The sequence below is a fragment of the Pseudomonas sp. SL4(2022) genome (assembly GCF_026625725.1).
Taxonomy (GTDB): domain Bacteria; phylum Pseudomonadota; class Gammaproteobacteria; order Pseudomonadales; family Pseudomonadaceae; genus Aquipseudomonas.
In genome coordinates, this window is the sequence record NZ_CP113060.1 from 2,914,678 (window position 1) to 2,939,910 (window position 25,233).

General features: G+C 58.3%; 27 protein-coding genes, 1 tRNA gene, 1 pseudogene and 1 other annotated feature. Of the genes and pseudogenes, 20 read left to right on the plus strand and 9 right to left on the minus strand.

Annotated features, from left to right (window positions below):
* Positions 1–95 precede the first annotated feature (95 nt).
* Both OU997_RS13705 and OU997_RS13710 read left to right on the plus strand, forming a co-directional pair.
* Positions 96–842, plus strand: a complete 747-nt coding sequence (locus tag OU997_RS13705; protein ID WP_108486714.1) for a TIGR00266 family protein — start codon at positions 96–98, stop codon at positions 840–842.
* A 93-nt stretch (positions 843–935) separates the two neighbouring features.
* Positions 936–1,241, plus strand: coding sequence for a hypothetical protein (locus OU997_RS13710; protein ID WP_108486715.1), 306 nt, complete (start codon positions 936–938; stop codon positions 1,239–1,241).
* Between the two features lie 3 nt (positions 1,242–1,244).
* Here OU997_RS13710 and OU997_RS13715 read toward each other — a convergent pair whose 3' ends face one another.
* Positions 1,245–1,586 carry a pilin assembly protein gene (locus tag OU997_RS13715; RefSeq protein WP_108486716.1) on the minus strand — a complete coding sequence of 114 codons (342 nt, stop codon included), beginning with the start codon at positions 1,584–1,586 and terminating at the stop codon, positions 1,245–1,247.
* A gap of 160 nt (positions 1,587–1,746) precedes the next feature.
* On the opposite strand from OU997_RS13715, the gene ppc reads away from it, so the two are divergent.
* From ppc to OU997_RS13745, 6 genes are all read left to right on the plus strand, one after another.
* Entirely contained in the window at positions 1,747–4,383 is a 2,637-nt protein-coding gene (gene ppc, locus OU997_RS13720; RefSeq protein WP_267807085.1) for a phosphoenolpyruvate carboxylase, read from the plus strand.
* Positions 4,384–4,630: 247 nt separating this feature from the next.
* On the plus strand, positions 4,631–5,278 hold the full coding sequence (gene adk / locus OU997_RS13725) for an adenylate kinase (protein ID WP_267807086.1): 648 nt from the start codon (positions 4,631–4,633) through the stop codon (positions 5,276–5,278).
* A 191-nt stretch (positions 5,279–5,469) separates the two neighbouring features.
* Positions 5,470–6,255 carry a 5'-nucleotidase, lipoprotein e(P4) family gene (locus tag OU997_RS13730; protein ID WP_267807087.1) on the plus strand — a complete coding sequence of 262 codons (786 nt, stop codon included), beginning with the start codon at positions 5,470–5,472 and terminating at the stop codon, positions 6,253–6,255.
* Between the two features lie 160 nt (positions 6,256–6,415).
* Positions 6,416–7,096, plus strand: coding sequence for a tRNA (adenosine(37)-N6)-threonylcarbamoyltransferase complex dimerization subunit type 1 TsaB (tsaB, locus tag OU997_RS13735; RefSeq protein ID WP_108486732.1), 681 nt, complete (start codon positions 6,416–6,418; stop codon positions 7,094–7,096).
* A 130-nt stretch (positions 7,097–7,226) separates the two neighbouring features.
* Positions 7,227–7,568, plus strand: a complete 342-nt coding sequence (locus OU997_RS13740; protein ID WP_267807090.1) for a hypothetical protein — start codon at positions 7,227–7,229, stop codon at positions 7,566–7,568.
* Between the two features lie 148 nt (positions 7,569–7,716).
* Positions 7,717–8,577 (plus strand): DUF72 domain-containing protein, encoded by an 861-nt coding sequence (locus OU997_RS13745; protein ID WP_267807092.1) that lies wholly within the window; start codon positions 7,717–7,719, stop codon positions 8,575–8,577.
* A gap of 32 nt (positions 8,578–8,609) precedes the next feature.
* Here OU997_RS13745 and OU997_RS13750 read toward each other — a convergent pair whose 3' ends face one another.
* The gene (locus OU997_RS13750) at positions 8,610–9,374 is read right to left on the minus strand and encodes a hypothetical protein (RefSeq protein ID WP_267807094.1); all 765 of its coding nucleotides are present in this window, start codon (positions 9,372–9,374) and stop codon (positions 8,610–8,612) included.
* A 106-nt stretch (positions 9,375–9,480) separates the two neighbouring features.
* On the opposite strand from OU997_RS13750, the gene OU997_RS13755 reads away from it, so the two are divergent.
* A complete protein-coding gene (locus tag OU997_RS13755) occupies positions 9,481–10,269 on the plus strand; it encodes a class I SAM-dependent methyltransferase (protein ID WP_108486723.1) in 789 nt (262 codons plus the stop codon).
* 18 nt (positions 10,270–10,287) lie between these two features.
* Here OU997_RS13755 and OU997_RS13760 read toward each other — a convergent pair whose 3' ends face one another.
* Positions 10,288–10,926 (minus strand): TetR/AcrR family transcriptional regulator, encoded by a 639-nt coding sequence (locus OU997_RS13760; RefSeq protein ID WP_108486724.1) that lies wholly within the window; start codon positions 10,924–10,926, stop codon positions 10,288–10,290.
* Between the two features lie 90 nt (positions 10,927–11,016).
* Here OU997_RS13760 and OU997_RS13765 point away from each other — a divergent pair, with 90 nt between their 5' ends.
* The 6 genes from OU997_RS13765 (at position 11,017) to OU997_RS21045 (ending at position 18,618) form a co-directional block, all read left to right on the plus strand.
* Entirely contained in the window at positions 11,017–12,138 is a 1,122-nt protein-coding gene (locus OU997_RS13765) for an efflux RND transporter periplasmic adaptor subunit (protein ID WP_108486725.1), read from the plus strand.
* 5 nt (positions 12,139–12,143) lie between these two features.
* On the plus strand, positions 12,144–15,224 hold the full coding sequence (locus OU997_RS13770) for an efflux RND transporter permease subunit (RefSeq protein ID WP_108486726.1): 3,081 nt from the start codon (positions 12,144–12,146) through the stop codon (positions 15,222–15,224).
* 360 nt (positions 15,225–15,584) lie between these two features.
* Positions 15,585–17,024, plus strand: a complete 1,440-nt coding sequence (locus OU997_RS13775) for a sodium:solute symporter family protein (RefSeq protein ID WP_108486727.1) — start codon at positions 15,585–15,587, stop codon at positions 17,022–17,024.
* A 317-nt stretch (positions 17,025–17,341) separates the two neighbouring features.
* Positions 17,342–17,539: a hypothetical protein gene (locus OU997_RS13780; protein ID WP_267807097.1), complete on the plus strand. Its 198-nt coding sequence runs from the start codon at positions 17,342–17,344 to the stop codon at positions 17,537–17,539.
* A 122-nt stretch (positions 17,540–17,661) separates the two neighbouring features.
* Positions 17,662–17,778: a transposase gene (locus tag OU997_RS21040; protein ID WP_420713194.1), complete on the plus strand. Its 117-nt coding sequence runs from the start codon at positions 17,662–17,664 to the stop codon at positions 17,776–17,778.
* A gap of 168 nt (positions 17,779–17,946) precedes the next feature.
* Positions 17,947–18,618, plus strand: a complete 672-nt coding sequence (locus OU997_RS21045; protein ID WP_420713195.1) for an IS3 family transposase — start codon at positions 17,947–17,949, stop codon at positions 18,616–18,618.
* On the opposite strand, the pseudogene OU997_RS13790 reads toward OU997_RS21045, so the two are convergent.
* A pseudogene (locus tag OU997_RS13790) lies at positions 18,506–19,434 on the minus strand (IS3 family transposase); the annotation flags it as partial. The gene OU997_RS21045 and the pseudogene OU997_RS13790 overlap by 113 nt on opposite strands.
* Positions 19,040–19,156, minus strand: a sequence feature (AL1L pseudoknot). (Overlaps the previous pseudogene by 117 nt.)
* Positions 19,435–19,584: 150 nt before the next feature.
* Between OU997_RS13790 and OU997_RS13795 the strand changes: the two are divergent.
* Both OU997_RS13795 and OU997_RS13800 read left to right on the plus strand, forming a co-directional pair.
* The gene (locus OU997_RS13795) at positions 19,585–19,830 is read left to right on the plus strand and encodes a FitA-like ribbon-helix-helix domain-containing protein (RefSeq protein ID WP_267809910.1); all 246 of its coding nucleotides are present in this window, start codon (positions 19,585–19,587) and stop codon (positions 19,828–19,830) included.
* On the plus strand, positions 19,827–20,246 hold the full coding sequence (locus OU997_RS13800) for a type II toxin-antitoxin system VapC family toxin (RefSeq protein WP_267807100.1): 420 nt from the start codon (positions 19,827–19,829) through the stop codon (positions 20,244–20,246). Before OU997_RS13795 ends, OU997_RS13800 begins: the two co-directional genes overlap by 4 nt.
* Positions 20,247–20,309: 63 nt before the next feature.
* Here the strand turns inward: OU997_RS13800 and OU997_RS13805 are convergent, their stop codons facing one another.
* The 3 genes from OU997_RS13805 to OU997_RS13815 form a co-directional block, all read right to left on the minus strand.
* On the minus strand, positions 20,310–20,897 hold the full coding sequence (locus OU997_RS13805; RefSeq protein ID WP_267807102.1) for a hypothetical protein: 588 nt from the start codon (positions 20,895–20,897) through the stop codon (positions 20,310–20,312).
* Positions 20,898–20,950: 53 nt separating this feature from the next.
* Positions 20,951–21,232: a hypothetical protein gene (locus OU997_RS13810; RefSeq protein ID WP_267807103.1), complete on the minus strand. Its 282-nt coding sequence runs from the start codon at positions 21,230–21,232 to the stop codon at positions 20,951–20,953.
* 102 nt (positions 21,233–21,334) lie between these two features.
* Positions 21,335–21,428 (minus strand) — tRNA-OTHER (locus OU997_RS13815).
* Positions 21,429–21,532: 104 nt separating this feature from the next.
* Here OU997_RS13815 and OU997_RS13820 point away from each other — a divergent pair.
* From OU997_RS13820 to OU997_RS13830, 3 genes are all read left to right on the plus strand, one after another.
* Complete coding sequence (locus tag OU997_RS13820) at positions 21,533–21,811, plus strand: type II toxin-antitoxin system RelE/ParE family toxin (RefSeq protein WP_260496798.1); 279 nt, start codon at positions 21,533–21,535, stop codon at positions 21,809–21,811.
* A complete protein-coding gene (locus OU997_RS13825) occupies positions 21,811–22,098 on the plus strand; it encodes a HigA family addiction module antitoxin (protein ID WP_267807105.1) in 288 nt (95 codons plus the stop codon). Before OU997_RS13820 ends, OU997_RS13825 begins: the two co-directional genes overlap by 1 nt.
* 106 nt (positions 22,099–22,204) lie before the next feature.
* Complete coding sequence (locus OU997_RS13830) at positions 22,205–23,437, plus strand: hypothetical protein (RefSeq protein ID WP_267807107.1); 1,233 nt, start codon at positions 22,205–22,207, stop codon at positions 23,435–23,437.
* 246 nt (positions 23,438–23,683) lie between these two features.
* Here OU997_RS13830 and OU997_RS13835 read toward each other — a convergent pair whose 3' ends face one another.
* Positions 23,684–24,400 carry a hypothetical protein gene (locus OU997_RS13835; protein ID WP_267807108.1) on the minus strand — a complete coding sequence of 239 codons (717 nt, stop codon included), beginning with the start codon at positions 24,398–24,400 and terminating at the stop codon, positions 23,684–23,686.
* A complete protein-coding gene (locus OU997_RS13840) occupies positions 24,397–24,972 on the minus strand; it encodes a hypothetical protein (RefSeq protein ID WP_267807109.1) in 576 nt (191 codons plus the stop codon). Before OU997_RS13840 ends, OU997_RS13835 begins: the two co-directional genes overlap by 4 nt.
* Positions 24,973–25,233: the final 261 nt, after the last annotated feature.

The window sequence follows — 25,233 nt, forward strand, 5'->3', positions numbered from 1 at the left end:
CTCGTGACGCGCCTAACCCTTTAATAGACGATTCGTAGCCCGGATGAAGCCCGGGGAGCCTTCACCGAGTCGTCGCCTAATTGCCAGGAGCCAATATGCCCAGCCATCAACTCGATTACGAAATCCTCGGCGCCAGCGCGCAGAGCGTGGAGGTCATTCTCGATCCGGGCGAAACGGTGATCGCCGAAGCCGGAGTGATGAACTACATGACTGACGGCATCCGCTTTGAAACGCGCATGGGTGATGGTGCCGCCAGCGGCGTGCTGGGCAAACTGTGGAGTGCCGGAAAACGCATGCTCACTGGGGAGTCGCTGTTTATGACGCACTTCTCCAATGCCGGTAAAACCCAGGCGCGGGTGGCGTTTGCCGCGCCTTATCCCGGCACCGTGGTGCCGATTCAGTTGGCTGAGCATGGCGGTACGCTGATTTGCCAGAAAGACGCCTTTCTCTGCGCCGCCTACGGCACGGCGGTGGGCATCAGTTTCAACAAGCGTCTGGGGGCCGGTTTCTTTGGCGGCGAAGGCTTTATCCTGCAAAAGCTCGAAGGCGACGGCCTGGCCTTTGTGCATGCCGGCGGCACGGTGATTCGCAAGCAACTGAACAACGAAACTTTGCGTCTGGACACTGGCTGCCTGGTGGCCTTTACCCAGGGCATTGAATATGACATTGCCCTGGCCGGTGGCCTGAAAAGCATGCTGTTCGGTGGCGAAGGCATCCTGCTGGCCACGCTCAAGGGCACGGGCACCGTATGGGTGCAGAGCCTGCCGTTCTCGCGGCTGGCCGAGCGCATCTATGAGGCCACGTTCAAGGCCCGCGAAGAAGTCCGCGCCGGCGGCAAGTGATGCGGCAATCTGGGGCTTTGCAGGCGCATGGGTTTGTAGCAAGCTGCGCCGCCTGTTGCTCAGCCCGCCAACCGATAACTCCGAGAGCCCGTCATGAGTGAAGTAAATCCTATCCCGCTGATCCTCACCGCTATTGGCAGCATCTGCGCCACGGTGGCTGTGCTCGGTTACTACGGCTACCTGCATGTGGCCAAGCCGGAAGATGCCCTGCTGCTGGCCGAGTTCACCATGCTCAAGACCGTACCGGGCGAGGACTACAAGGTCTCGGTCAAACCCGCTAGCCAGGTCGCCCAGTGCATCGATGGCGTGCTGGTGCTGTTTGATCTGGAGCAGAAGGGCCTTAGTGGTGTACTGGTCGATCAGCGCAAACAGGCTGTGCGCTGCAACCCGGCTCAGTAACGCTTAGCTCGCGCGGCTCTGCTGTTCGTTGAGGCGCTGCAGATGCCGGCGCGACAGCGCGAGGAAGCGTGGTGTCAGGCCGATGTCTTCATACAACGGATCACCGTGTTCATCGGTGGCCACCACTTTACTGCCCCTGACGTAGGGCAGGCTGGCTTCCAGCTCGTCCAGTGCGGCACCCAGTAACTCTCCGAGCAGTTCCTCCACGTGATGTTTGGGGTACATCTCCTGCAATGCTGCCAGGCGTGCAGCGGTTTCCAGGTCGAGTCGTATTTGATAGGGCGTGACGCTCAGGCGCCCGCGGGCGTTTTCCTGCCAGTGCTGAACAAGCTCGCGAATCTTCATGATGACCTCATCTCTGTTCCGTATTCGCCCAGTAAGTCTGGGCCAGGCTTGCTTAACTGAGACTAGTGCCTGCTCCGGTCCGTGCGGCAAAAGCGTCGCGCACTTGTAAGAAGTTGGCGCGCTGGGCACTCTGAATGCAGGATCAGTGGAGGCAATAGTCATGGCAGAAATCGACGCGCGCCTGCGCGAGGACGTTCACCAACTCGGCGAGCTCCTGGGTAACACCATCAGCCTGCAACACGGTGCAGCTTTTCTCGACAAGATTGAGCGTATTCGCAAGGGCGCCAAGGCCTCGCGCCGCGGCTCCTCACAGGGCGCTGAGCAACTCAGTGCAACCCTGAACCAGCTGGATGATGACGAACTGCTGCCAGTGGCGCGGGCATTCAACCAGTTCCTTAATCTGGCCAATATTGCCGAGCAGTACCATCGCGTGCGGCGCCGCGCGCCGGGTGAGCCGGAGCCGTTTGAGGACAATATCCTCGCAGAACTGCTGCAGCGGCTATCCAGCAACGGCCACAAGGGCGAGGCGCTGGCTCGCCAGTTTGGTCGCCTGGATATTGAGCTGGTGCTGACCGCGCACCCCACCGAAGTGGCGCGGCGCACGCTGATCCAGAAATACGATGCGATGGCCGAACAGCTGGCCGCCGGCGACCACAGCGACCTCTCGGCAGGCGAGCGTGAGCAGGTCAAACAGCGCCTGCAACGGCTGATTGCCGAAGCCTGGCATACCGAGGAAATCCGCCGCAGCCGGCCGAGTCCGGTGGATGAAGCCAAATGGGGCTTTGCGGTGATTGAGCATTCGCTCTGGCATGCCATCCCTAATGTGCTGCGCAAGGCCGATCAGGTGCTGCACAGCGCCACTGGGTTGCACCTGCCGCTGGATGCTGCGCCGATTCGTTTTGCCTCCTGGATGGGCGGTGACCGTGACGGCAACCCGAATGTCACGTCCGCTGTCACCCGCGAAGTGCTGCTGCTGGCGCGCTGGATGGCGGCGGATTTGTATTTGCGCGATGTCGATAATCTGGCTGCCGAGTTGTCCATGCAACAGGCCAGCCCGGCATTATTGGCGCGGGTAGGCGAGAGCGCCGAGCCCTATCGCAGCCTGCTCAAGCAACTGCGTGAGCGCCTGCGCACCACCCGCAGCTGGGCTCAGGCGGCTCTGCATGAGCAGATCCCAGCACCTGCAGCCGTGTTGCAGGACAACCGTGAGCTGCTGGAGCCACTGACCCTGTGCTACCAGTCGCTGCATGAATGCGGCATGGGCGTGATTGCTGATGGCCCGCTGCTCGATTGCTTGCGCCGCGCGGCGACCTTTGGCCTGTTCCTGGCGCGTCTGGATGTGCGGCAGGACTCCAGCCGCCACGCCGCCGCCATGAGCGAAATCACCGATTACCTCGGTCTGGGGCGCTACGCCGAGTGGGATGAAGAGGCGCGCCTGGTGTTTTTGCTGAAAGAGCTGGAGAACCGCCGGCCGCTGCTGCCGGGGCACTTCAAACCTAGCGGGGAAACTGAGGAGGTGCTGGCCACCTGTCGTGAAGTAGCGCGGGCGCCGGCGGCATCACTGGGTTCCTACGTGATTTCCATGGCCGGTGCGGCTTCCGATGTGCTGGCGGTGCAGCTGTTGCTCAAGGAAGCCGGGTTGCAACGGCCGATGCGCGTGGTGCCATTGTTCGAAACCCTGGCCGATCTGGACAACGCCGGCCCGGTGATCAGCCGGTTGCTGGCGCTGCATGGCTATCGTGCGCGCTTGCATGGGCCGCAGGAGGTGATGATCGGTTACTCCGACTCGGCCAAGGACGCCGGCACCACCGCAGCAGCCTGGGCGCAGTACCGTGCCCAGGAGACCCTGGTGCAGGCGTGCCGCGAGCAGGATGTCGAGTTACTGTTGTTCCACGGCCGCGGCGGCACGGTGGGGCGCGGCGGTGGCCCGGCCCATGCGGCGATTCTGTCGCAGCCGCCGGGCTCGGTGATGGGGCGTTTCCGCACCACTGAGCAGGGTGAAATGATTCGTTTCAAATTCGGCCTGCCGGATATCGCCGAACAGAACCTCAATCTTTATCTAGCGGCGGTGCTGGAAGCCACCTTGTTGCCGCCGCCCAGTCCGGAGCCGGCCTGGCGCGAGCTGATGGACAAACTGGCCAGCGATGGCGTCAGTGCCTACCGCGCGGTGGTGCGCGAGCATCCGCAGTTTGTTGCCTATTTCCGCCAGGCAACGCCGGAGCAGGAGCTGGGTCGATTGCCGCTGGGTAGCCGCCCGGCCAAGCGCCGTGAGGGCGGTGTCGAGAGCCTACGGGCGATTCCATGGATTTTCGCCTGGACGCAAACGCGCCTGATGCTGCCTGCCTGGCTGGGTTGGGAGGCGGCGCTGGGCAACGCTTTTCAGCGCGGCGAAGGCGAGTTGCTCGGGCAAATGCGTGAGCACTGGCCGTTCTTCCGCACCCGTATCGACATGCTCGAGATGGTGCTGGCCAAGGCCGACGAGTCCATCGCCTTGCTGTATGACCAGCGCCTGGTCGAGTCGGCCCTGCAGCCGCTGGGGGCGCATCTGCGCGGCCTATTGTCGCAGGCATTGGTCGCGGTGCTGGGGCTGACCGGTCAGTCGCAGCTGCTGGCGCACAGTCCGGAAACCCTGGAGTCGATCAGTGTGCGCAACACCTACCTGGATCCGTTGCACCTGCTCCAGGCCGAACTGCTGGCACGTTCACGGTCACGTGACAATCAGGCTGACAGCCCTCTGGAACAGGCTCTGCTGGTCAGTGTGGCGGGTATCGCGGCTGGGTTGCGCAACACGGGTTGAGGCGCATAGCCGGGCATGCCAGCGTGTGGCGCAGCAGGCCCGGCAAGTCACTGGCAGCGCTGCCTGGGGCTTACCTTGCTCATGGGCGTATCCGACTTTCGGTGGCTTGTGCGCTATGGGTGTGCTGTGTATCTTGAGCGGCCTTTCGGCACTCTGGCCCATGCTGGCAGCGTTGCCCGGACAATTCTGAGATTGGCCCCACGAGGCGAGTCCGACGATTTTTACTTAAATCTTGAGGAGCACATCGATGCGCGTGATTCTGCTGGGGGCGCCCGGTGCCGGCAAAGGTACCCAGGCTGGTTTCATCACCAAGAAATTTGGTATTCCGCAAATCTCCACCGGCGACATGCTGCGTGCTGCGGTCAAAGCGGGCACCGAACTCGGTCTGAAAGCCAAGAGCGTGATGGACAGCGGTGGTTTGGTCTCTGATGACCTGATCATCAATCTGGTCAAGGAGCGCATTGCCCAGGCCGATTGTGCCAATGGCTTCCTCTTCGATGGTTTCCCGCGCACCATTCCTCAGGCTGAAGCCCTGAAAGAAGCGGGCGTGGTCATCGACAATGTGGTTGAGATCGCTGTTGACGACGAAGAAATTGTCGGTCGCATTGCTGGTCGCCGTGTGCACGAGGCCAGCGGTCGCGTCTACCACATCGTCTACAACCCGCCGAAAGTCGAAGGCAAGGACGATGCGACCGGCGAAGATCTGGTGCAGCGCAAGGACGACACCGAAGAAACCGTGCGTCATCGCCTGTCTGTCTACCATTCGCAGACCAAGCCGCTGGTAGATTTCTACCAGAAACTCGCCGCCGCTGAAGGCACGCCGAAGTACAGTGCCATCGCTGGCGTTGGCTCGGTCGACGAGATCACTGCTAAGGTGCTCGCTGCGCTCAGTTAAGCCTTGCTGCAGTCAGTCAACGGCCCGCTTATGCGGGCCGTTGTCGTTTCTGCGCTTGGCGCGCTGGACTCGCTGAGCGTCGTTCATAGAACAGTAACCTCGCTCGCCTGAGTTAGCATTCGATTGGTCTATACCAGGCTGAAGGGGTAGACATCAAGCCTTGACTCAAACTAAGGAAGAGAGCGCGTCCAATGACCGAGAAAACAGCAAAGAGTGCCATCTGGTTGGGCCTTGCATTAGTGCTGGTGGGGAGTCCTGCAGCTTTTGCCGACTCTGCAGTGAAGCCCAAGACCGATTGCAGTGTTGCCGAGTTCACCATGGGCCTGCGTTTCCAGCAGCAATCGGCGGAAGTTCAGGCCCTGCAGTTACAGGCCTACAACATCGCTACCCTGAAATTGGATGCGGCGGTGGCTGCGGCGAAAGATCCGTCCAAGCTGGCCATCGTCACCGACTTGGATGAAACCGTCATTGATAACAGCGCGCTGCTGGCGCGTGATCTGGCCAACTGTCACACCTATGACGCCTGGGACACCTGGCTGCCTTGGGAGCGTGACGGTACCCCCGCGCTGATTCCGGGGGCGAAGCAATTTCTTGAGCATGCCGACAAGCTTGGGGTGACCATTCGCTACATCTCCGATCGCGCCGATAAGCAGAAGAAGTACACCCTGGCCACGCTGAGCAAGCTGGGGTTGCCGCAGATTTCCGAAGACAGCGTGCTACTGCTGGGTCCACCCAAGGTGGAGCGTCGCGCTATCGTCAGTGCTGATCATCAGATCGTGCTGCTGCTGGGCGACACCCTGCATGACTTCGATGCGCGTTTCCGCAAGACGCCACTGGCCGATCAGCGTGCCACTGTCGCTGCTGAAGCCGGCAAGTGGGGCACCGAGTGGATCGTCTTCCCTAATGCCAGCTACGGTACCTGGTCCAAGGCGCCGCTACAGGGTTGGGACGCCAAGACCGTGATCGAGGCCTGGTAAGTCCGTCTGTTCAGGCTGCAGCGGGCCGGATCCGGCTCGCTGCAGCCGCTTGGCGCAAACATTTTGACGGTATTACAGGCGCGAGCGGCAGTGATTGCGCTGGAAAAAAATGCCTCAAGCCGGTCTAATGCCCGTCCATTTTGTCACCTGTCCGAATGCAATGACCACTCTCCTGGCCCTGGATACCGCCACCGAAGCCTGCTCTGTTGCGCTGCTGCATAACGGCCAGGTGCTCAGTCATTACGAAGTCATTCCGCGCCTGCATGCTCAGCGTCTACTGCCGATGATCAAGCAGCTGCTGGCGGATGCTGAGGTATCGCTTTCAGCGCTCGATGCGATTGCCTTTGGCCGTGGTCCGGGCGCCTTTACCGGTGTGCGGATTGCCATTGGTGTGGTGCAGGGCCTGGCCTTTGCGTTGGAGCGCCCGGTGCTGCCGGTGTCCAACCTGGCCGTGCTGGCGCAGCGCAGCCTGCGTGAACACGGCGTCCAGCAGGTGGCTGCAGCCATCGATGCGCGCATGGATGAAGTCTATTGGGGTTGCTACCGCGCGGAGCAGGGCGAAATGCGCCTGGCCGGTATCGAAGCCGTAGTGGCACCCGAGCGGGCCGGACTGCCGCGTGATGCGGCGGGCGACTGGTTCGGTGCGGGTACGGGCTGGGGAACCTTTGCTGCACGCCTCCCGGTTGCAGTCAGTGGGCAGGATGCAGCCATGTTGCCACACGCCGAAGACCTGCTCAGTCTGGCGCGCTTTGCCTGGGCCCGTGGTGAAGCAGTGGGCGCAGATCAGGCACAGCCTGTTTACCTGCGTGATCAGGTGGCCACGCCGAAAACGGCGGTCTGAGGCTGGCCTCGGCGGCGCCTTCTGTCGTGCCTATTGCCGCGTGGCGGTTGCTTGATTGCCAAGCTGCCCGGCTGGGGCTAAATTGCCATCACCTGTGTCCATCATTGGCCAAGTAGCCGAGCAGTAATTGATGCGTATCGACGGTTTTACTTCCTCCTATTCGCCAGACCGCAGTGCCCGCCCGGGCTCTGCGGTTACGCCATTTCGCGAAGCGCAGCGCGAAGTTGAGGAGCGTCGTGAGCAGCCAACGGCACCCGCCAGCACCCAGGGCCTAGAAACCATTGCTCAACCGCGCCGGGTTGAGGCCAGCAATGCCAGCAGCGACAACCTGCCATCGCGCTTGCAAGACCAGCTGTACCAGCCGCCGCTGAACAACCGCGCCGCCCAGGCCTTGGCCAGCTACAGCACCACCGCCAGTTTCGCCAGCGAGACGGATGCCCAGCAGGTTATGGGCCTCGACCTCTACGCCTAAGAAGCCCCTTGCGAAACTACTGCACTTGGCCACGCCGCGTTGATATCAGTCTCGTCGTGCTCATGTACCACTCGTACACTGCGCTCCCTCAGCCGATCTCGCCTTGCCTGGTCTTCGTTCGCTACCTTTGCCAACGGTCTGCAAATTAATGTTGCCTTACTACCTCGGTTGCCCGTCATGGAGCGAGCCCGCCTGGCGCGGCTCCTTGTATCCAGAGGGCAGTCGCAATACCGATTTTCTGCCGTTGTATGCGCAGGTGTTCAATGCTGTTGAGGGCAACACCACCTTCTACGCCGCGCCTTCTGTTGAGACTGTGGCGCGTTGGGCCGAGCGCATGCCAGCGCATCTGCGTTTTTGCGCCAAGCTGCCGCGAGAGATCAGCCATAACGGCGATCTGCGAGACCAGCTGAGCGCCGCCGAGGATTTCCGCCGCTTGCTGGCTCCGCTGGGTAAGCGGGTTGCGCCGTTCTGGCTGCAGCTGCCGGCAAGCTTCGGTCCGCAGCGGTTGGCTGAACTGCGTGCTTTTATCGAGCCCTGGCAGGGCGCGGAATTGGCTGTCGAGGTCCGTCATTCAGCGTTCTTTGCCAAGGGCGAGGAGGAGCGTAGCCTCAATCGTCTGCTACATGGGAGTGGTATCGAGCGCATCTGCCTGGATTCGCGGGCGCTGTTCAGCTGTGTGTCCATGGCACCGGCGGTGTTGCATGCGCAGGCCAAGAAGCCGCGCCTGCCGCTGCGGCCAACGGCCTTTAGCCAGGCCCCGCAGCTGCGCTTTATTGGCCATCCCGAGCTGCTGGCCAATGATCCGTTTATGGCACCCTGGTTGGACAAGGTGGCGAGCTGGATTGAAGAGGGGCGTACACCCTACGTCTTTCTGCACACCTCGGACAACCGCCTAGCGCCCCAGCTGGCGCAGCGTTTTCATCAGCAGCTGATGCGGCGTTTGCCAAGCTTGCCTGCATTGTCGGCAGTGCAGGCAGAAGAGTCGGTCGAGCAGCTGGGTCTGCTCTGAACCGGTTTAAACACATCGCTGCGGGTCGCTGATCAGCGTTGCGCGAGCAGCAGGTCTGCAGCCTGACCGCTGCGGCCGTCGGCGAATTCGAAGCGCCCGAGTTGGGCGATTTCGTCGTAGGCACCCAGGGCTATCTTCACGTCGCGTGCGTGCAGGTCGATGGCGCTGACGCCGGCCTGACTTAGCGACTGGCTCGACTGCCGGCCCTGAGCATCGAAACGCAGCAAGCTCAGGCGCTCGAAGATCGCATCCTGGCTGTCGATGCGGCCATCACCGTTGTCATCGTATTTGCGCAGTTCGGCAAAGCCGTTGGCAGCCCCATTCTGGTCGCCGAACAACTCACGACCATTATCAATGCGGCTGTTGCCGTTGCGGTCATAGGCGAGTAGGGCGTCGTCACCGGTGGGCACGCTGATCTGGTCGAGCGTGCTGTCGGCATCCAGGTCGAAACGCACCGAGCGGTTGATGCCGCTGGTGCTGAAGCCGTTGCCGGCCAGATCAAGCACCAGTGGGTCGGTTTTCTGCGGTTCTGCGTTGATACTGACGTTCAGCTCCAGTTCGCGTTGGGCAGCCAGTGCCTGAAAATCGCTGGCCTGGGCGGTGATGGCGGGCGGTTCGCTGGGCGTTTCCGGTCGGCTGGCAGGCGCTTCGGCCTCCACCTCATCGGGCATCAGGGTGCGCCGCAGAATCTGGTAATCCAGCGAGGCGCGCTTGCCTTCATCCAGCGTCTCGCTGATCGAGCTGGTGTTGGCGGCCGATGGCGTGGCGCTGCGTGGGGCGGAAATTACATCGAACATGACGAACTCGGTGCGGCTGGATGCTGCCGGGTCTGGCAAAATGCCGCTCAAGCAGGTTGTCGGCCGCTGCAACGGTCAATTGAGTAATTTTTGAGCACATTTTCTGATGAGTGATGAGCGGCTAATAGCCAGAATTCGTATGCAGGCCCTGGCTCCCCATCTGCAGGCGGCGGCTGAAGCCTGGGCCGCGCGTCTGGGTTTACCGCTGGACGGCGACAGCGAGTTCGCCATGCAGCTGGGCGAGGGCGGCTTGCAGCTGGTGGCGCTGGGCCCGCAGGCGCCGGGGCCGGTCAAAGTGGATTTTGTTGAAGGTGCGGTGGCGCATCGCCGGTTATTCGGTGGTGGCAGCGGGCAGATGATCGCCAAGGCGGTGGGGGTGCAGGCCGGGGTGCGCCCGACGGTGCTGGATGCCACGGCTGGCCTGGGGCGAGATGCCTTTGTGCTGGCCAGTCTGGGTTGCCGCATGACCTTGATCGAGCGTCAACCGCTGATTGCTGCGCTGCTGGAAGATGGCCTGGCGCGTGCTGCACTGGACCGCGATGTGGCGCCGATTGCCGCGCAGATGCAGCTGTTCAATGGCAATGCCATCGAACTGATGCGCGCCTGGCAGGGCGAGTCACCGCAGGTGATTTACCTCGATCCGATGTTCCCGCACCGCGACAAGAGTGCGCTGGTAAAGAAAGAGATGCGCTTGTTCCGGCCGTTTGTCGGCGATGATCTGGATGCCCCGGCGCTGCTGGACGCAGCGTTGGCGCTGGCCAGCCATCGCGTGGTGGTCAAGCGCCCGCGTAAGGCGCCGCTGATTGAGGGCGCCAAGCCGGGCTATGTCCTGGAAGGTAAATCCAGCCGCTACGACATCTACCCGAAGAAGAAGCTGCAAGTCGCCAGCGAGTAACGCTGGCGCCGCCTTGCGTTAGTCGGCGCGGAAGGCACGCAGGAATACCTCGACCGCATCGCGCACATGCGCTTCGGCCTCGGCGCCTTGCAGCGCCTCACCGCAGCCGATCAGCAGGCGGAAGTTGGCGCCGCCCTTGATCAGGCAGAAGAACTGGTCCGCCGCGCTCAGTGGGTCGGGTACGCGCAATTTGCCGCTCTGGTCGGCCTGACGCAGCAGTTCTTCCATGCCATGCAGCACGCGCTGTGGGCCGGCGTCATAGAACACCCGCGAGAGCTTGGAATCCTGCGCGGCCAGGCTCACCATCACCCGATGCAGCTCCACCGACTCGCGGCTGTTGATCAGCAGGTTGAAGCCACGGCCGATGTTCAGCAACGCCTGCGCCAACGGCACCTCGTCGTCCAGCTCGAACAGCAGTTCGGGCAATTGCTCCTCACACTTGGATTTCACCGCTTCGGCAAACAGCTTCTCCTTGTCGGTGAAGTGGCTATAAACCGTGAGCTTGGAAACCCCGGCTTCTGCGGCAATCGCATCCATACTGCTACCGTCATAGCCATTGCTGAGAAACAGGGTTTTCGCCGCTTCCAGAATGGCTTTGCGCTTGGCCAGATCTTTCGGGCGACCGGGGCCGTTGGTTGGCAACACTTTGTTTGGCATTGGTCGTTTTAATACTGGACTAGTGAGTTTGCTATTTTTACTATACCCGGCAGTATAAATATTCAAAAGCCTCCGCAAAGGTTAGTCATCATGTTTCGTCATGCCCTGTCTGTTGCTGTGCCTGCCAGTCTTATTCTGCTGCTCGCTGCCTGCGGCAATAGCGAGCCCGCTGCGGTTGCCGTGCGGCCGGCCATGGTGGTGCAGCCACAACTGGCTGGCGACCTGATGGATGCCTACCCCGGTGAGGTGCGTGCGCGCCTGGAGCCGGAGCTGGCGTTCCGCATTGGTGGCAAGGTGGCCAAGCGCCTGGTCGATGTCGGCTCGCGGGTGAAGAAGGATCAGCCCCTGGCCGAGCTGGACCCGCAAGACGTGCGTCTGCAGCTGGAAGCCATCCGTGCTCAGGTGGCAGCTGCCGAAGCCAATTTGCAACTGGTGCGCGCCGAGCGTGACCGCTACAAAACCCTGCTGGCGCGCAACTTGGTCAGCCGCTCGCAGTATGACAATTCCGAAAATACCTACCGCTCCGGGGAGGCGCGCCTGAAACAGGTGAAGGCCGAATTCAATGTGGCCAACAACCAAGCCGGTTATGCCGTGCTGCGCGCCTCCCAGGATGGCGTGGTGGCGCGGCGCATGGTCGAGGTCGGCCAGGTGGTCGCCGCTGGGCAGACTGTGTTCACCCTGGCCGCGGATGGCGAGCGTGAAGTGTTGATCAACCTGCCGGAGCAGGCCTTTGAACGCTTCAAGGTCGGTCAGGAAGTGGCGGTTGAGCTGTGGTCGCAGCCGGATCAGCGTTTCCCGGGGCGCATCCGTGAGATGTCGCCATCGGCCGACCCGCAATCGCGCACCTTCGCTGCTCGAGTGGCCTTTGTCGAAGGCAAGGTGCCGGCGGAGCTGGGCCAGAGCGCCCGTGTGTTTATTGCCCACAACGGTGATGTGCCGCTGGCCGTGCCGCTGTCGGCACTGACGGCGGAGAAGGGCCAGCCCTACGTCTGGGTAGTCGATCCGAAGGATTCAACCCTCAAACGCACCGATGTTCGCATCGGCGCTTATGGCGAAAAGACCGTGCCGGTACTCGAAGGCCTGCAGGCCACTGATTGGGTGGTGGCGGCCGGAGGACAGGTGCTGCGCGAAGGTCAGCAGGTGCGTCCGGTTGACCGCGATAACCGGGTTGTCCAGCTGACGGCCAAGGCCAACCTGGCGGTCGAGGAGTAAGCCTGATGGATTTCAACCTGTCCGCCTGGGCGTTGCGAAACCGCCAGATCGTCCTGTATCTCATGCTGTTGCTGGCTGTGGTGGGGGCTATTTCCTACACCAAGCTGGGCCAGAGCGAAGACCCGCCCTTCACTTTCAAGGCCATGGTGGTGCGCACCAACTGGCCGGGGGCGAGCGCCGAGGAAGTCTCGCGCCAGGTGACTGAGCGCATCGAAAAGAAGCTGATGGAAACCGGCGACTACGACAAGATCGTTTCGTTCTCGCGTCCCGGCGAGTCCCAGGTGACCTTTATCGCCCGTGACTCGATGCACTCCAAGGACATCCCCGAGCTGTTCTACCAGGTGCGCAAGAAGGTCAGCGACATTCGCCATACTTTGCCCCAGGGCATTCAGGGACCGTTCTACAACGATGAGTTCGGCACGACCTTCGGCAATATCTACGCACTGACCGGTGAGGGTTTCGATTACGCCGTGCTCAAGGACTATGCCGACCGCATCCAGCTGCAGCTGCAGCGGGTCAAGGACGTCGGCAAGGTCGACCTGCTCGGGCTGCAGGACGAGAAGGTGTGGATCGAACTGTCCAACACCAAGCTGGCCACCCTCGGCCTGCCGCTGGCCGCGGTGCAACAGGCGCTGGAAGAGCAGAACGCGGTAGCGGCGGCGGGCTTCTTTGAAACGACCTCTGATCGCGTACAACTGCGCGTCACCGGGCGTTTTGAAACGGTCGAAGAAATCCGCAATTTCCCGATTCGCGTGGCCGACCGTACCTTCCGTATCGCCGATGTGGCCGAGGTTAAACGCGGTTTTAATGATCCCCCCGCACCGCGCATGCGCTACATGGGCGAAGACGCCATTGGCCTGGCTGTATCGATGAAAGCCGGTGGCGACATTCTGGTGCTGGGTGAGGCGCTGGAAGGCGAGTTCGCGCGCCTGCAGGAAACCCTGCCGGCCGGCATGCAGCTGAGCAAGGTCTCCGACCAGCCCGCAGCGGTGAAAACCGGGGTCGGCGAGTTCGTTCGCGTGCTCACCGAAGCGGTGATCATCGTGCTGCTGGTGAGCTTCTTCTCTCTTGGCCTGCGCACCGGTCTGGTGGTGGCGCTGTCGATTCCGCTGGTGTTGGCGATGACCTTTGCCGCCATGTACTACCTCGGCATTGGCCTACACAAGATTTCCCTTGGCGCACTGGTGCTGGCGCTGGGCCTGATGGTGGATGACGCGATCATTGCTGTGGAAATGATGGCGATCAAGATGGAGCAGGGCTACGACCGCATCAAGGCGGCCAGTTATGCTTGGAGCAGCACCGCCTTCCCCATGCTCACCGGCACCCTGATTACCGCCGCCGGCTTCCTGCCGATTGCCACCGCGCAGTCTGGCACCGGCGAATACACCCGCTCGATTTTCCAGGTGGTGGCGATTGCCTTGCTGGTCTCGTGGATCGCTGCCGTGGTGTTTGTGCCGTACCTCGGGGCCAAGCTGCTGCCCGATCTGGCCAAGCTGCATGCGGCCAAGCATGGCGGCAGCGCCGACGGGCACGATCCCTATGGCACGCCGTTCTATCGCCGCGTGCGCACGGCGGTAGAGTGGTGCGTACGCCGCCGTAAAACCGTGATCGTGCTGACTATCGCGCTGTTTGTCGGCTCCATTGTGCTGTTCCGCTTTGTGCCGCAGCAGTTCTTCCCGGCCTCCGGCCGCCTGGAACTGATGGTCGACCTCAAGCTCAGCGAGGGCGCCTCCCTAGCCGCCACCGAAGAGCAGGCCAAGCGTTTGGAGAAGTTGCTCAGTGGCCATGAAGGCATCGACAACTTCGTTGCCTACGTTGGTACCGGCTCGCCGCGCTTCTACCTGCCGCTGGACCAGCAACTGCCGGCCGCCAGCTTTGCCCAGTTTGTGGTATTGGCGAAAAGCATCGACGACCGCGAGAAGATCCGCACCTGGCTGATTGACGTGCTGCGAGAAGAGTTCCCGACCCTGCGCACCCGTATCTCGCGTCTGGAGAACGGCCCGCCCGTGGGCTATCCGGTGCAGTTCCGCGTTTCTGGTGAGCATATCGATGAGGTGCGTCAGCTGGCTCGTCAGGTGGCCGACAAAGTGCGTGAAAACAGCCACGTGACCAACGTGCACCTGGACTGGGAAGAACCCAGCAAGGTGGTGCGCCTGAACATCGATCAGGAACGTGCCCGCGCCCTTGGTGTGAGTACCGCGGATCTGTCGCGCTTCCTGCAAAGCTCACTGACCGGCTCGCCGGTCAGTCAGTACCGCGAAGGCAACGAGCTGATCGAAATCCTCCTGCGTGGCACTGTGAGCGAACGTCAGGAGCTCAGCCTGCTGCCAAGTCTGGCGGTGCCGACCGACAATGGCCGCAGCGTGCCGCTGTCGCAGATCGCCACCCTGGAGTACGGCTTCGAGGAAGGCATCATCTGGCACCGCAACCGCCTGCCAACGGTCACCGTACGCGCCGACGTTTACGGCCAGGAACAGCCGGCCAGCCTGGTCAAACAGATTCTGCCAACCCTTGAGCCGGTGCGTGCACAATTGCCGGACGGCTACCAGTTGGACGTCGGTGGCACCGTGGAGGATTCCAGCCGCGGGCAGAAGTCAGTCAACGCAGGTGTCCCGCTGTTTATCGTGGTGGTGCTGACCCTGTTGATGCTGCAGCTGAAGAGCTTCTCACGTTCGGCCATGGTGTTTCTCACCGCGCCGCTGGGGCTGATCGGCGTGACCCTGTTCCTGCTGATCTTCCGTCAGCCGTTCGGCTTCGTCGCCATGCTCGGTACTATCGCCCTGTCGGGGATGATCATGCGTAACTCGGTGATTCTGGTTGATCAGATCGAGCAGGACATCGCTGCCGGCATGGATCGTTGGCACGCGATCATCGAAGCCACCGTGCGGCGCTTCCGGCCTATCGTGCTGACCGCTCTGGCGGCGGTACTGGCAATGATTCCGCTGTCGCGCAGTGTGTTCTTTGGGCCGATGGCCGTCGCCATCATGGGTGGGCTGATCGTTGCTACCGCGCTGACCCTGCTGTTCCTGCCGGCATTGTATGCGGCATGGTTCCGAGTCAAGGAAGTGGAAGCGAAACCAGCCTGATTCGGCGGCAGACGATGTGAAAAGCCAGGCCCAGTGCCTGGCTTTTTTATGTCGTTCGGATCAGTCGTTTGCCGGTCTGCTGTCAAAAATATACAACTGCCAATGGTGTGGTGAGGCTGGTTTTTACTTCGATTACAGTCTGTTGCAGAGGTGTGTAGAGCGTTTCGTCGAATTATCTGCTTACGTTTCGTCGTTTTTGTTTGACATATTTTACGTATTTGCCAGACTGCGCGACCTTGATGGGCGCGTGCGCTACCCGTCATGAATGGTCATAACAAAAACCTGTAGCCCATCGTTCCGTCCTGCGCAGTCTGTGCGGGCCATGCATGCGGTGGGCTGACGTCTTTGGAACGGGAAAGCATGCTGATCTGGTTCGTTGCGCTCTACCTGCTGGTGACTGTCGCCATCGGTTTCTATGCCTCCACCCGGGTGCACAACACCCGCGATTTCGCCTCCGGTGGCCGTAGCATGGGCTTCCCCATCGTCGCTGCCATGGTTTTCGCCACCTGGTTCGGCTCCGAGGCGGTGCTGGGCATTCCTGCCACCTTTCTTGAAGAAGGCTTTGCCGGCATTGTCGAAGATCCGTTCGGCTCCTTCGGCTGCCTGTTCCTGGTCGGCCTGATCATCGCTCGCCCGCTGTACCGGATGAACCTGCTGACCATCGGCGACTACTTCAAGAAGCGCTACGGCTCGCAGGTTGAACTGATCATCAGCCTGGTCATCGTCATGTCCTATCTGGGTTGGATCGCCGCGCAGCTGATTGCGCTGGGCCTGGTGTTCAACGTCATCTCCGACGGCAGCATCAGTACCACCCAGGGCATGTTCCTCGGCACCTTTATCGTGCTGCTGTACACCCTGTTCGGGGGCATGTGGTCGATTGCTCTGACCGACTTTTTCCAGATGATCATCATCGTGGTCGGCTTGATCTACCTGGTCTGGCTGTTCAGCGACATGGCCGGTGGCGCCGATCTGGTGATCAGCAAGGCCGCCAGCGATGGCAAATTCACCTTTATGCATGCCTTCGAGCCCAAGGACATCGTTGCCTTTATCGGTGCGGCGGTGACCATGATGCTCGGCTCCATCCCGCAGCAGGACGTGTACCAGCGCGTGATGTCGGCCAAGAGCGAGAACATTGCGGCGCGTGCCTCGATGGCCGGCGCAGTGTTCTATCTGGGCTTCTGCATGCTGCCGATCTTCTTGGTGTACGCCGCCTCGATGATCGACCCGGCGCTGGTCGAGAAGTGGCTGACCGAAGACTCGCAGATGATTCTTCCGCTGCTGATCCTCGACAAGACGCCGCTGTTCGCCCAGATCATGTTCTTCGGTGCGCTGCTTTCGGCGATCATGTCCACCGCATCCGGCACTTTGCTTGCACCGTCGGTGACCTTGACCGAGAACGTGCTCAAGCGCTTTTTGCCGGTGCTTAACGACAAGCAGTTCCTGCTGCTGATGCGTGTCACCATCGTGTTCTGTGCGGCGTCGACCCTGAGCTTTGCCCTGTATTCGGATGCGAGCATCTACGAGATGGTCGGCAATGCCTACAAGGTGACCCTGGTGGCGGCTGTAGTGCCGTTGTTTGCCGGGTTGTTCTGGAAGCGTGCGACCACCCAGGGTGCGCTGGTTGCCATCGCCTTTGGCCTGGTGTCGTGGATCTACCTGGAATACACCTGGACTGAAGCCGCCTTCTGGCCGCCGCAACTGGCAGGCCTGCTGTTCAGCATGGCCGGTATGCTGATTGGTACGCTGCTGCCACAGTGGAGCCGTAATCACAACGGCACGCTGGTGGCGCAGGCGGAATAAGCCTGGCATTTTGCTGACAAAACCCCGCTGATTGGCGGGGTTTTGTTTTCCGGGTCTGACGAGGGCTGTCAGTCCGTTGTAGTGGTGTTGGCGCGAGCTTTGCTGTTTTTGGGCTGGGCTTTGTTTGCATCGCTTAATTGTTGATTGGGCGAACGGTTGGCACGCATCGCTCGCCCTGCAGGCCAGCCTGCTAGCTGTAGTTCGGACTCCTGATGGGCGTTTGGTGTCGTCTGCGAGATTGTGGGTAAGTGGCAAAAAGGCCAAGCAAGGACCTTGTAGGGCGGGTGAAGCAGAGCGATACCCATGCGGTCGTTTGATTGTTTCATTGGCCGAATGATGAGACGGCTCAGCACCATTTCCAGACCAAGCTACCGACCAAGTTCATTCTGGCTGTGCTGGTTATCGCCGATGCTGTCTCCATGGTCTACCGCGCCTACGAACGCTACGAAACTGGCAAACAGACCGAGCAAGCTGCCGCGAACGCCCAGGCTGAAACCAGCCCCCGACCGGCGTAGTCGATCAAGTGAAAACCTCTGTCGGCTTCCTCATCAACCCGGTCAACAACAAACTGTTGTGGCTCAATGATTCTGGACACCCCGATAGGGCGTTAAGCTTCGCCCAGCAATGAGGTGCTTACGTGACCAGAAAATCATTCAGTACAGATTTCAAACTCGAAGCAGCCGGCCTGGTTCTGGATCAAGGCTATTCAATTCCCGAAGCTTGCAAGTCGATGGGTGGAGCAACTGCGCAGTGAGCGTGGTGGCACAACCCCGCCGCGCAGCAAGGCCATGACTCCCGAGCAGAAACGCATACAAGACCTTGAGGCCCAGGTTCGGCGTTTGGAGCGGGAGAAAGAGATCCTAAAAAAGGCTACCGCTCTCTTGATGTCGGACTCCCTCGATCAATAAGCCTGATCGAGGCATTGGGCGAGCGGTATCCACGAGCCGAGCTGTGCCGCGTATTTGGCATACACCGCAGCAGTGTCTATGACGCCTGCAAGCGACGCCGCCGGATAGATCATCGGCGGATTGCATTGCGTCAGCTGGCCACTGAGCTTCATCTACAAAGTCGAGGCTCAGCTGGAGCAAGAACATTGTCAGCGGCGCTGCGGATACAGGGTGTCGCTGTGGGTCGTTTCCTTGCCGGACGCCTGATGAAAGAGGCTCGGCTGTTCAGTTCGCAATCGCGCAAGCATCGTTATCGCCGAGCTGATGGTGAAAATGCTATCGCGGCGAATGAGCTAGATCGGCAGTTCACAGTGAGCGGCCCCAACCAAGTGTGGTGCGGCGACGTGACCTACATCTGGGCGGGTAATCGCTGGATCTACCTGGCGGCGGTGATGGATCTGTATGCGCGCCGCATCGTGGGCTGGGCGCTATCCAATCGACCAGACTCGCAACTTACGACGCGCGCTTTGCGCGTGGCGTTTGAGTCCCGTGGTTGCCCGCAGCAACTGATGTTTCACTCAGACCAAGGCAGCCCTGGCTGCCACGGTCACTGTGATGAATCAGGCCACCCGTGCGATGCGGCTGACGGGCATACAGGGCTTGCTCCAGGGCATCCAGTACGAAGTCCGTCCTCATGCTGCTACTGACTCGCCAGCCGACGATCTGCCGCGCAAACACGTCAATCACAAACGCCACGTACAGCCAGCCCTGCCAGGTCGACACATACGTGAAGTCCGACACCCACAGCTGGTTGGGGCGGTCGGCATGGAACTGGCGTTGCACACGATCCAGCGGGCACAGCACCTTGTCCCCGGCCATCGTTGTCCGCACGACCTGACCGCGCCTGATACCCTGCAATCCGGCTCGACGCATCAGTCGCTCCACCGTGCATCTGGCTGCCTTGATGCCTTCTCGCTGGAGCTGCTTCCAGACCTTCACTGCGCCATAGCACTGCATATTCGCGTCCCATACGCGCTGGATTTCCTTGATCAGCGTGTCATCGCGTCGAGCACGGCAACAGCGCAGTGTCGGGTTGCGCTGCTGCGCCGCGTGTCTGCGGTAACCGGACGGGGCGACCTGCAAGACACGGCAGATCGACTCGACCCCGAGGCGGTCACGATACTGGTCGACAAATGCCCTTAGGGCTTGGTGCGGCGGTCGAGCTGCGCCTGGGCAAAATACGCACTGGCCAGGCGCAAAATCTCGTTGGCTTTGCGCAACTCGCGGTTCTCACGCTCCAGAGCCTTGAGGCGCTCGCGCTCCTCGGTGGTCGGCCCGGGACGCTGACCGGCATTGGTCTGGTGACGGCGAATCCAGGCATGCAGGGTTTGCGCGGCACAGCCGATTTTCGGCGCTATGGCCTCGATGGCCGCCCACTCAGAGGGGTAATCGTTCAGATGCTCCAGAACCATGCGCACGGCACGTTCACGGACTTCAGGGGAGTAGGTCGTGGTCTTTTTCATAGCCTCATCTTCTCAAGAGTTGAGGCGTCCACGAAACCCGGGGCGATTCACACAGTCAGAAGCTACCGGTAACTAGCAGCCTTTACCTGGCCTTTTCTATCTCTCGCTGCCATGATATCAATGATTGCATTGATTTCATTTGGAGGGGTTATGGCCAGCATCACTATTCGAAACCTAGATGACGACCTCAAGGCTCAACTGCGTGTGGTTGCTGCAAGCCATGGCCGCTCTATGGAAGAAGAGGCGAGAGTAATCATTCGTCAGGCGTTGTTTAAGTCAGAAAAGACCGGTGGCTTGGGTAGTCGAATTAATGCCCGATTCGCTGCTGTTGGTGGTGCTGATATTCAGGTTCCTACTCGTACAGATAAGGCTCGGGCTGTGAGCTTCGACGAATGATCCTGCTCGATACCAATGTGCTTTCAGAGCTGATGCGGGCCAAGCCGGCACCAGAGGTTCTTGCCTGGATCGATGCCCAGCCGACAAGTCAGCTTTTTATCAGCTCTATTACTGTTGCTGAGATCCTCTACGGCATCGCGCGCATGGCAGACGGCAAGCGTAAGCAAGGTTTGTTGGATCTGGCCACGCTGATGTTTGATGAGGACTTTGCCGGCCGCATTCTTTCGTTTGATTCAGATGCGGCAGTTCACTACGCAGCGTTGGCGGCTGAGAGTGAGGCGAAAGGTAAGGTCGTGGATATGGCGGATGGTCAGATTGCTGCCATCGCTGCCCTGCATGATGCGCGAGTTGCCACACGCAATGTTCGGCACTTCGACCACCTAGGCGTTCCCGTTATCAATCCTTGGGAAGCCTGAGTCCAGGGCGATTCCATCCCCGTTGGTTCAGAGCGCTCATAGAGTTCTATGAGCTTCTCCCGCCTATAGGCTGCCGAACTTATAACCGCTCCACAGAATTATGGGGTTCTGTCCTGGGGTATCTTCTGCTGCGGCAGTTATTAGGCCGTCCTTGACTCGCCATACGACTAGCTTCTTCCCGAAAGGATCGGTGCCGAATTTGGCTCCTGGCATTTGATCGAGGCGTGGATAGTCAGCAAGCTTTCTCGATAGGTAATCGTCTAGAAGGTCAAAGCTTCCGGCCGCAAATTCGATGCGCACGTTGGTGAGCTTATTTTTGGAGAAGAAGAAAGTTACCAGGCGTGCCGGAATGTTGTCATAGGCATTACTGATATTCGTGGAGCACAGATAGTCATTTTGCTCGGTAATGCGTTCTGCAGGGCCCAGATTACCATAGCATTTTAGTTTGTGACCGCGCGCCTCATTCTCTCTGATGACTGCGGCTTGATCTCGCACTGAATAATAATCTGGCGATTCTGAATAGGTGGGCGTGCCAAGGCGTGCATACCAGTCGGAAATTGCGTGCTGGTAATGCAGCGGTAGTAAGGGGAATAGGAGATTTGCGACCCCGTACAACACAGCCACTAATAAGATAGTTTTTAGGAGTTTCATAGATTTCCTTGTCAAAGATAAGGCCACCGATCTCACCTAGGTGGCAGCAATCATCAGAAGCGTGTGAGTAAAAGCAGGCCCGGAACAATAACGATTAAAAAAGCTAAGCGCTGCTTTCTCCAGGGGAGCCATAGATATGTGATGGCTACTAGCGCTGCTGCAATAAAGAACAGCAATTTGCTCACCGTAATCGCGACCGCATAGCAGTACATGACGCTGTTTTGCGTGGCAGGAGGGGAGAAGTAGCAATCAGCCGAGAACCCAGCGAGGGCAAGCCATCCAATAGCTCCAAACGATAGGCTTACCCAGAAGGTGAATATAGCGATCGTTTTCATTGGCATCCTGCCGCTTCTAAATGTGTGGGCACGCCGTAGTCACTTTGTAGTCACTAACGCGCACAAAAAAGGGCTTACCTTTCGGTAAGCCCTTGTTTTGTTTGGTGGCTACGCAGGGACTTGAACCCCGGACCCCAGCATTATGAAATTTCGGCACTACATGTCGTCAAAGCTGGAAGCCAGCAACTACGGGCTTTCCAGTCGTATTATTACCCCGTTCGATGTGGCTGCTGTGTGTTGCAGACTCCTTTCGGGACACCTCTCGTTGTTGCGTGTTGCGCAACATGCTAGGCTTTGGCGATGATCAAATCTTTCCAGCACAAAGGGCTTCGTAAGCTCTTCGAAACGGGTAGCACGGCTGGCGTGCAGGCTGCTCATGCTAAGCGGTTGAGGTTGCAGCTTGCTGCTTTGGATACAGCCCTGTCTGTCGATGATATGGATATCCCAGGCTTCCGCCTGCATCCGCTCAAGGGTGAGCAGCGAGGGCGCTGGTCGATCATGGTGAACGGCAACTGGCGGCTGACGTTCGAATTTCGCGACGGAAACGCTTACGTCCTGGACTATGAGGATTACCACTAATGAATATGCATAACCCCCCACACCCTGGTGAGTTCATCAACGATATCTATCTGGAGCCTAACGGCATCAGCGGCCGCGAGCTGGCGGTAAATCTTGGTGTAGCACCATCGACTTTGAGTCGTGTCCTGAAAGGCACAAGCCGCGTAACTCCTGAAATGGCCCTGCGCCTGTCGGTAGCCCTTGGTCGTTCGCCTGAAAGCTGGCTGTCTATGCAGGATGCTTACGACTTATGGAATGCCCGCCAGCATGTGGACTTGCAGCATGTTGGCAAGCTGGCTTTTGCTTGAATAAGCGAACGTGCCATTTTTAGTGTTGAGTCAGTCCCTGACACAGTTCGAACACAAAGTAGGCTCCACAGCCGAGACATAAACACCACACACCAAAGGTCGTCGGATGAAAATCTCGCTCATTGAAAACGGACTTGACTCATTAAAGAAAGGTTACAACTTTCTAGGAGCTTATGAGCGTTATCTAGCCGACGGCGCGGACGACGCCCAGCGCTTTTCCGCACTAAAAGATTCGGTGCTTTCAATACAGCACGGTATTGAAATACTATTCAAATACGCACTAAAAGAGCATAACGAGTTACTATTATTTACCGATTTATCCAAACTTAAGCAAGCGTTCAAAAGCCGCAGAAATGGAGAAATTGTTGAGCTTTATGAAGCGGAAGGAGTGCACACCGTAACTTTCAAGGAGTCAATCGAGCGGTTGATAGATATTTGCGGGCTTCCTATAACGGAAAAATTCAAGAAAAAACTACTAAAAGTAGAAGGCTGGAGAAACAATATCACTCACAGCGGTGTGCTCTTGCTGGAAAATGAAGTGTCTAGCGTTTTGATCAATCTGCTTGAAGAGCTAGATAACTTCTTCGGTCCGATCATTGGCGCGCCATATCTAGAGGGCCAAGGCCGCACTGAACTTAATAGAGCCTACAGGTTAACCAAAGCGGTATATGGCGAATTAGAAAATAAGGTGAAAGCGCTAATAGTAGAGCGCCTAATCCATGCTTTACAGGTGCACGATGTAAAAAATATAACTGCGCCAGATGTTTTTTACATTGATAATGCAGATACTGCTTTTTCAATCCTGAGAAAGATACAGGGGGAAAACATAAATTATGGCTGCGATCTGATTAACGGCCACTGCTCCGGTAATGCAAAAGTTATTAATCTCAGTGATAGCAAGATAATCACTATCTCCACGGTTGATAATAATGCAAACTATCAGTTTTCTCTTGATTCCATAGTGGTCTATATACCTGAAATCCAGAGTGATATTTCACCGCTGATATTTATGTATGCTAAAAGTATTGAGCCTTCAGATAGGGCATATATCAGAGGTGCGGATGATTATACCGTTCAGCATGGAATTGTTTTTAACGAAGACGGTATCGAGCGGTGGGAGAAAAGTTATTATGAGCAGTCGATTGAAGATTACGATTCCGATTATCCTAAGCTTCCGGCGCACAAAGAGCTTATTCGATTTTTATCAGATGGTCCGATATGCTTTCTGAACGTTCAGAAATTAGAATACGGTAACGCAAATCGGCTAATGAATCGCAGGGCATTTCCTTCTGGAAGATCATTTTTTGAAGCTTTCAAAGCGGATCTTGAAGCCAAATAAGCACGTTGATTCTTCGCTACTTGCTTAGAGCATTCATTCCTGGCTTGCGATCGTAGACTTATGAGAAAGTGCCATTTCCCTTGGTATCTGCACCAGCTCCTAAATTCGGGTCTTCTAGCCTGCTTAGACTGTCATTTCCACTCATTAGCCTTAGGCTGCGGCTCGGAGTGGCAGACTCCTAATTCGCTTCACCCTATCACCGCACGTAAATTTACTCAGAAGGTTATTTCTTTTCACGTGTGAGCTCTAGTCCGCCCAGTTTATCGATCTAAGCTTTAATATTTCGGAGTGAACCGTGCCGCTATAGTCCATGACCATCTTGAACATGGTTCTACTAACGGCTTGATCAAATTCCTCTTCTTCGGTCAGAAGAGTTCCCCCGAGAGAACGGTAAAGCTCATCCACCTTCTGTAGCGACGGCCCTTTAGGCTCTAAGATCGTTTTATCCTTCCTGGCTCTGGTTGCAAGTGTGTCCATGTCTCTTATCATGTCTTCGCGCATATCAATAAGCTTTGACTTTAGATCATCAATGGATCTGCTTAAGTATTTGTAATCTTTTTCTTGCAGGTGCTTTTGTGCCTTAGTTCGATTGAATGATTCATTTATGCAGCGGGAATAAACTCGATCAATAACGACGCTGTATGGGTCAAATTTTTCCAGCGCAAATAGTTGAGGCTCTGTGCATTCAAGCAAATCTCCTGAGACCATATTTCTCAGATAGTCATTTCTTTTTATTACGTATAATTCAACGTTGGCAGCCTCAATCGCGGTCTTTGCGGTCGTAAGCTCAAGGTTCTTGCTTTTTAGCTCAATTTCACGTTGTGCTATTGTCTCTTCAAGAGTCGCGATTTTATATAAAGGAATAACGGTATAGTACAAAGCCCATGCGCTAAAAACACAAAGCAATATTTGCGAAATATGGCTAAGGCGCCCAAGCCATGCGTCCCATAACGCTTTAGTCATTTCTGTTCCTCGTGCGGCGAGTCGCTCAGTTTTTCAAAAGGGACTATTTGTCCTAATTCATTGAATGCCGCGACATACTCGAACTCCATCTCCGCTCTCATCGGCTCGAAGTATTCGTTTTTACTGCTGCGATAGATGATATGGCCATTTTTCTTTGGGGCTCCTTCTCTACGTAGCAAGATAAAGACTCCTTGCTCGTCCTTAAACCCAGCTACATGCCCCGTCTCTATGCCCAAGTGACCGCAGGCGTGCCTGAAGCCTTGTGCTTTGTCTTTGTTAGCGAAGTAAATTACGTCGAGATAGATTTCATCTTCGGCATCAAGCGTGCTGATTTTGGTGGCAGTGAGCGGGGGTAGGCCTGGAAGTTGCTCTAGGCTCGATGGCTCTTTGAGCCTGTACTCGGTGCTGTAGGTGCCGAGGAATACCAGCGCTTCGTTCACCAGATCGCACTCTGGCACCAGCACTTTGTAGATGTGGGGGAATGTTACGTTTGTCTTCGGGCACGTGTAGCGGTCATCGGTGTTTGACCTGCGCAGGTGCTCGAAGCTCGCCATGTCGATGATGTTTCCCACGTCCGTCTCCCTGGAGTCATGTCTTTCGGCTAAACCACCGCCGGGCTACTTCCGCTATTACCTGCTGCTCGCCTCTTGTTCTTGGTTGGCCTCTTCATGCGCTGGAGAGACTTGCCCGCATTCTGGAGCAACCTTGCCGGTTACGAGCCACAAGGCGTACTGCGGAAAAACTTCGACTACAGCTTCGATCTCTGCATCGCTTAACCGAGCTTTGCCAGTCCGGATATTTCCCCAGCGGTAACGATCGATCCCCGTCTGCTT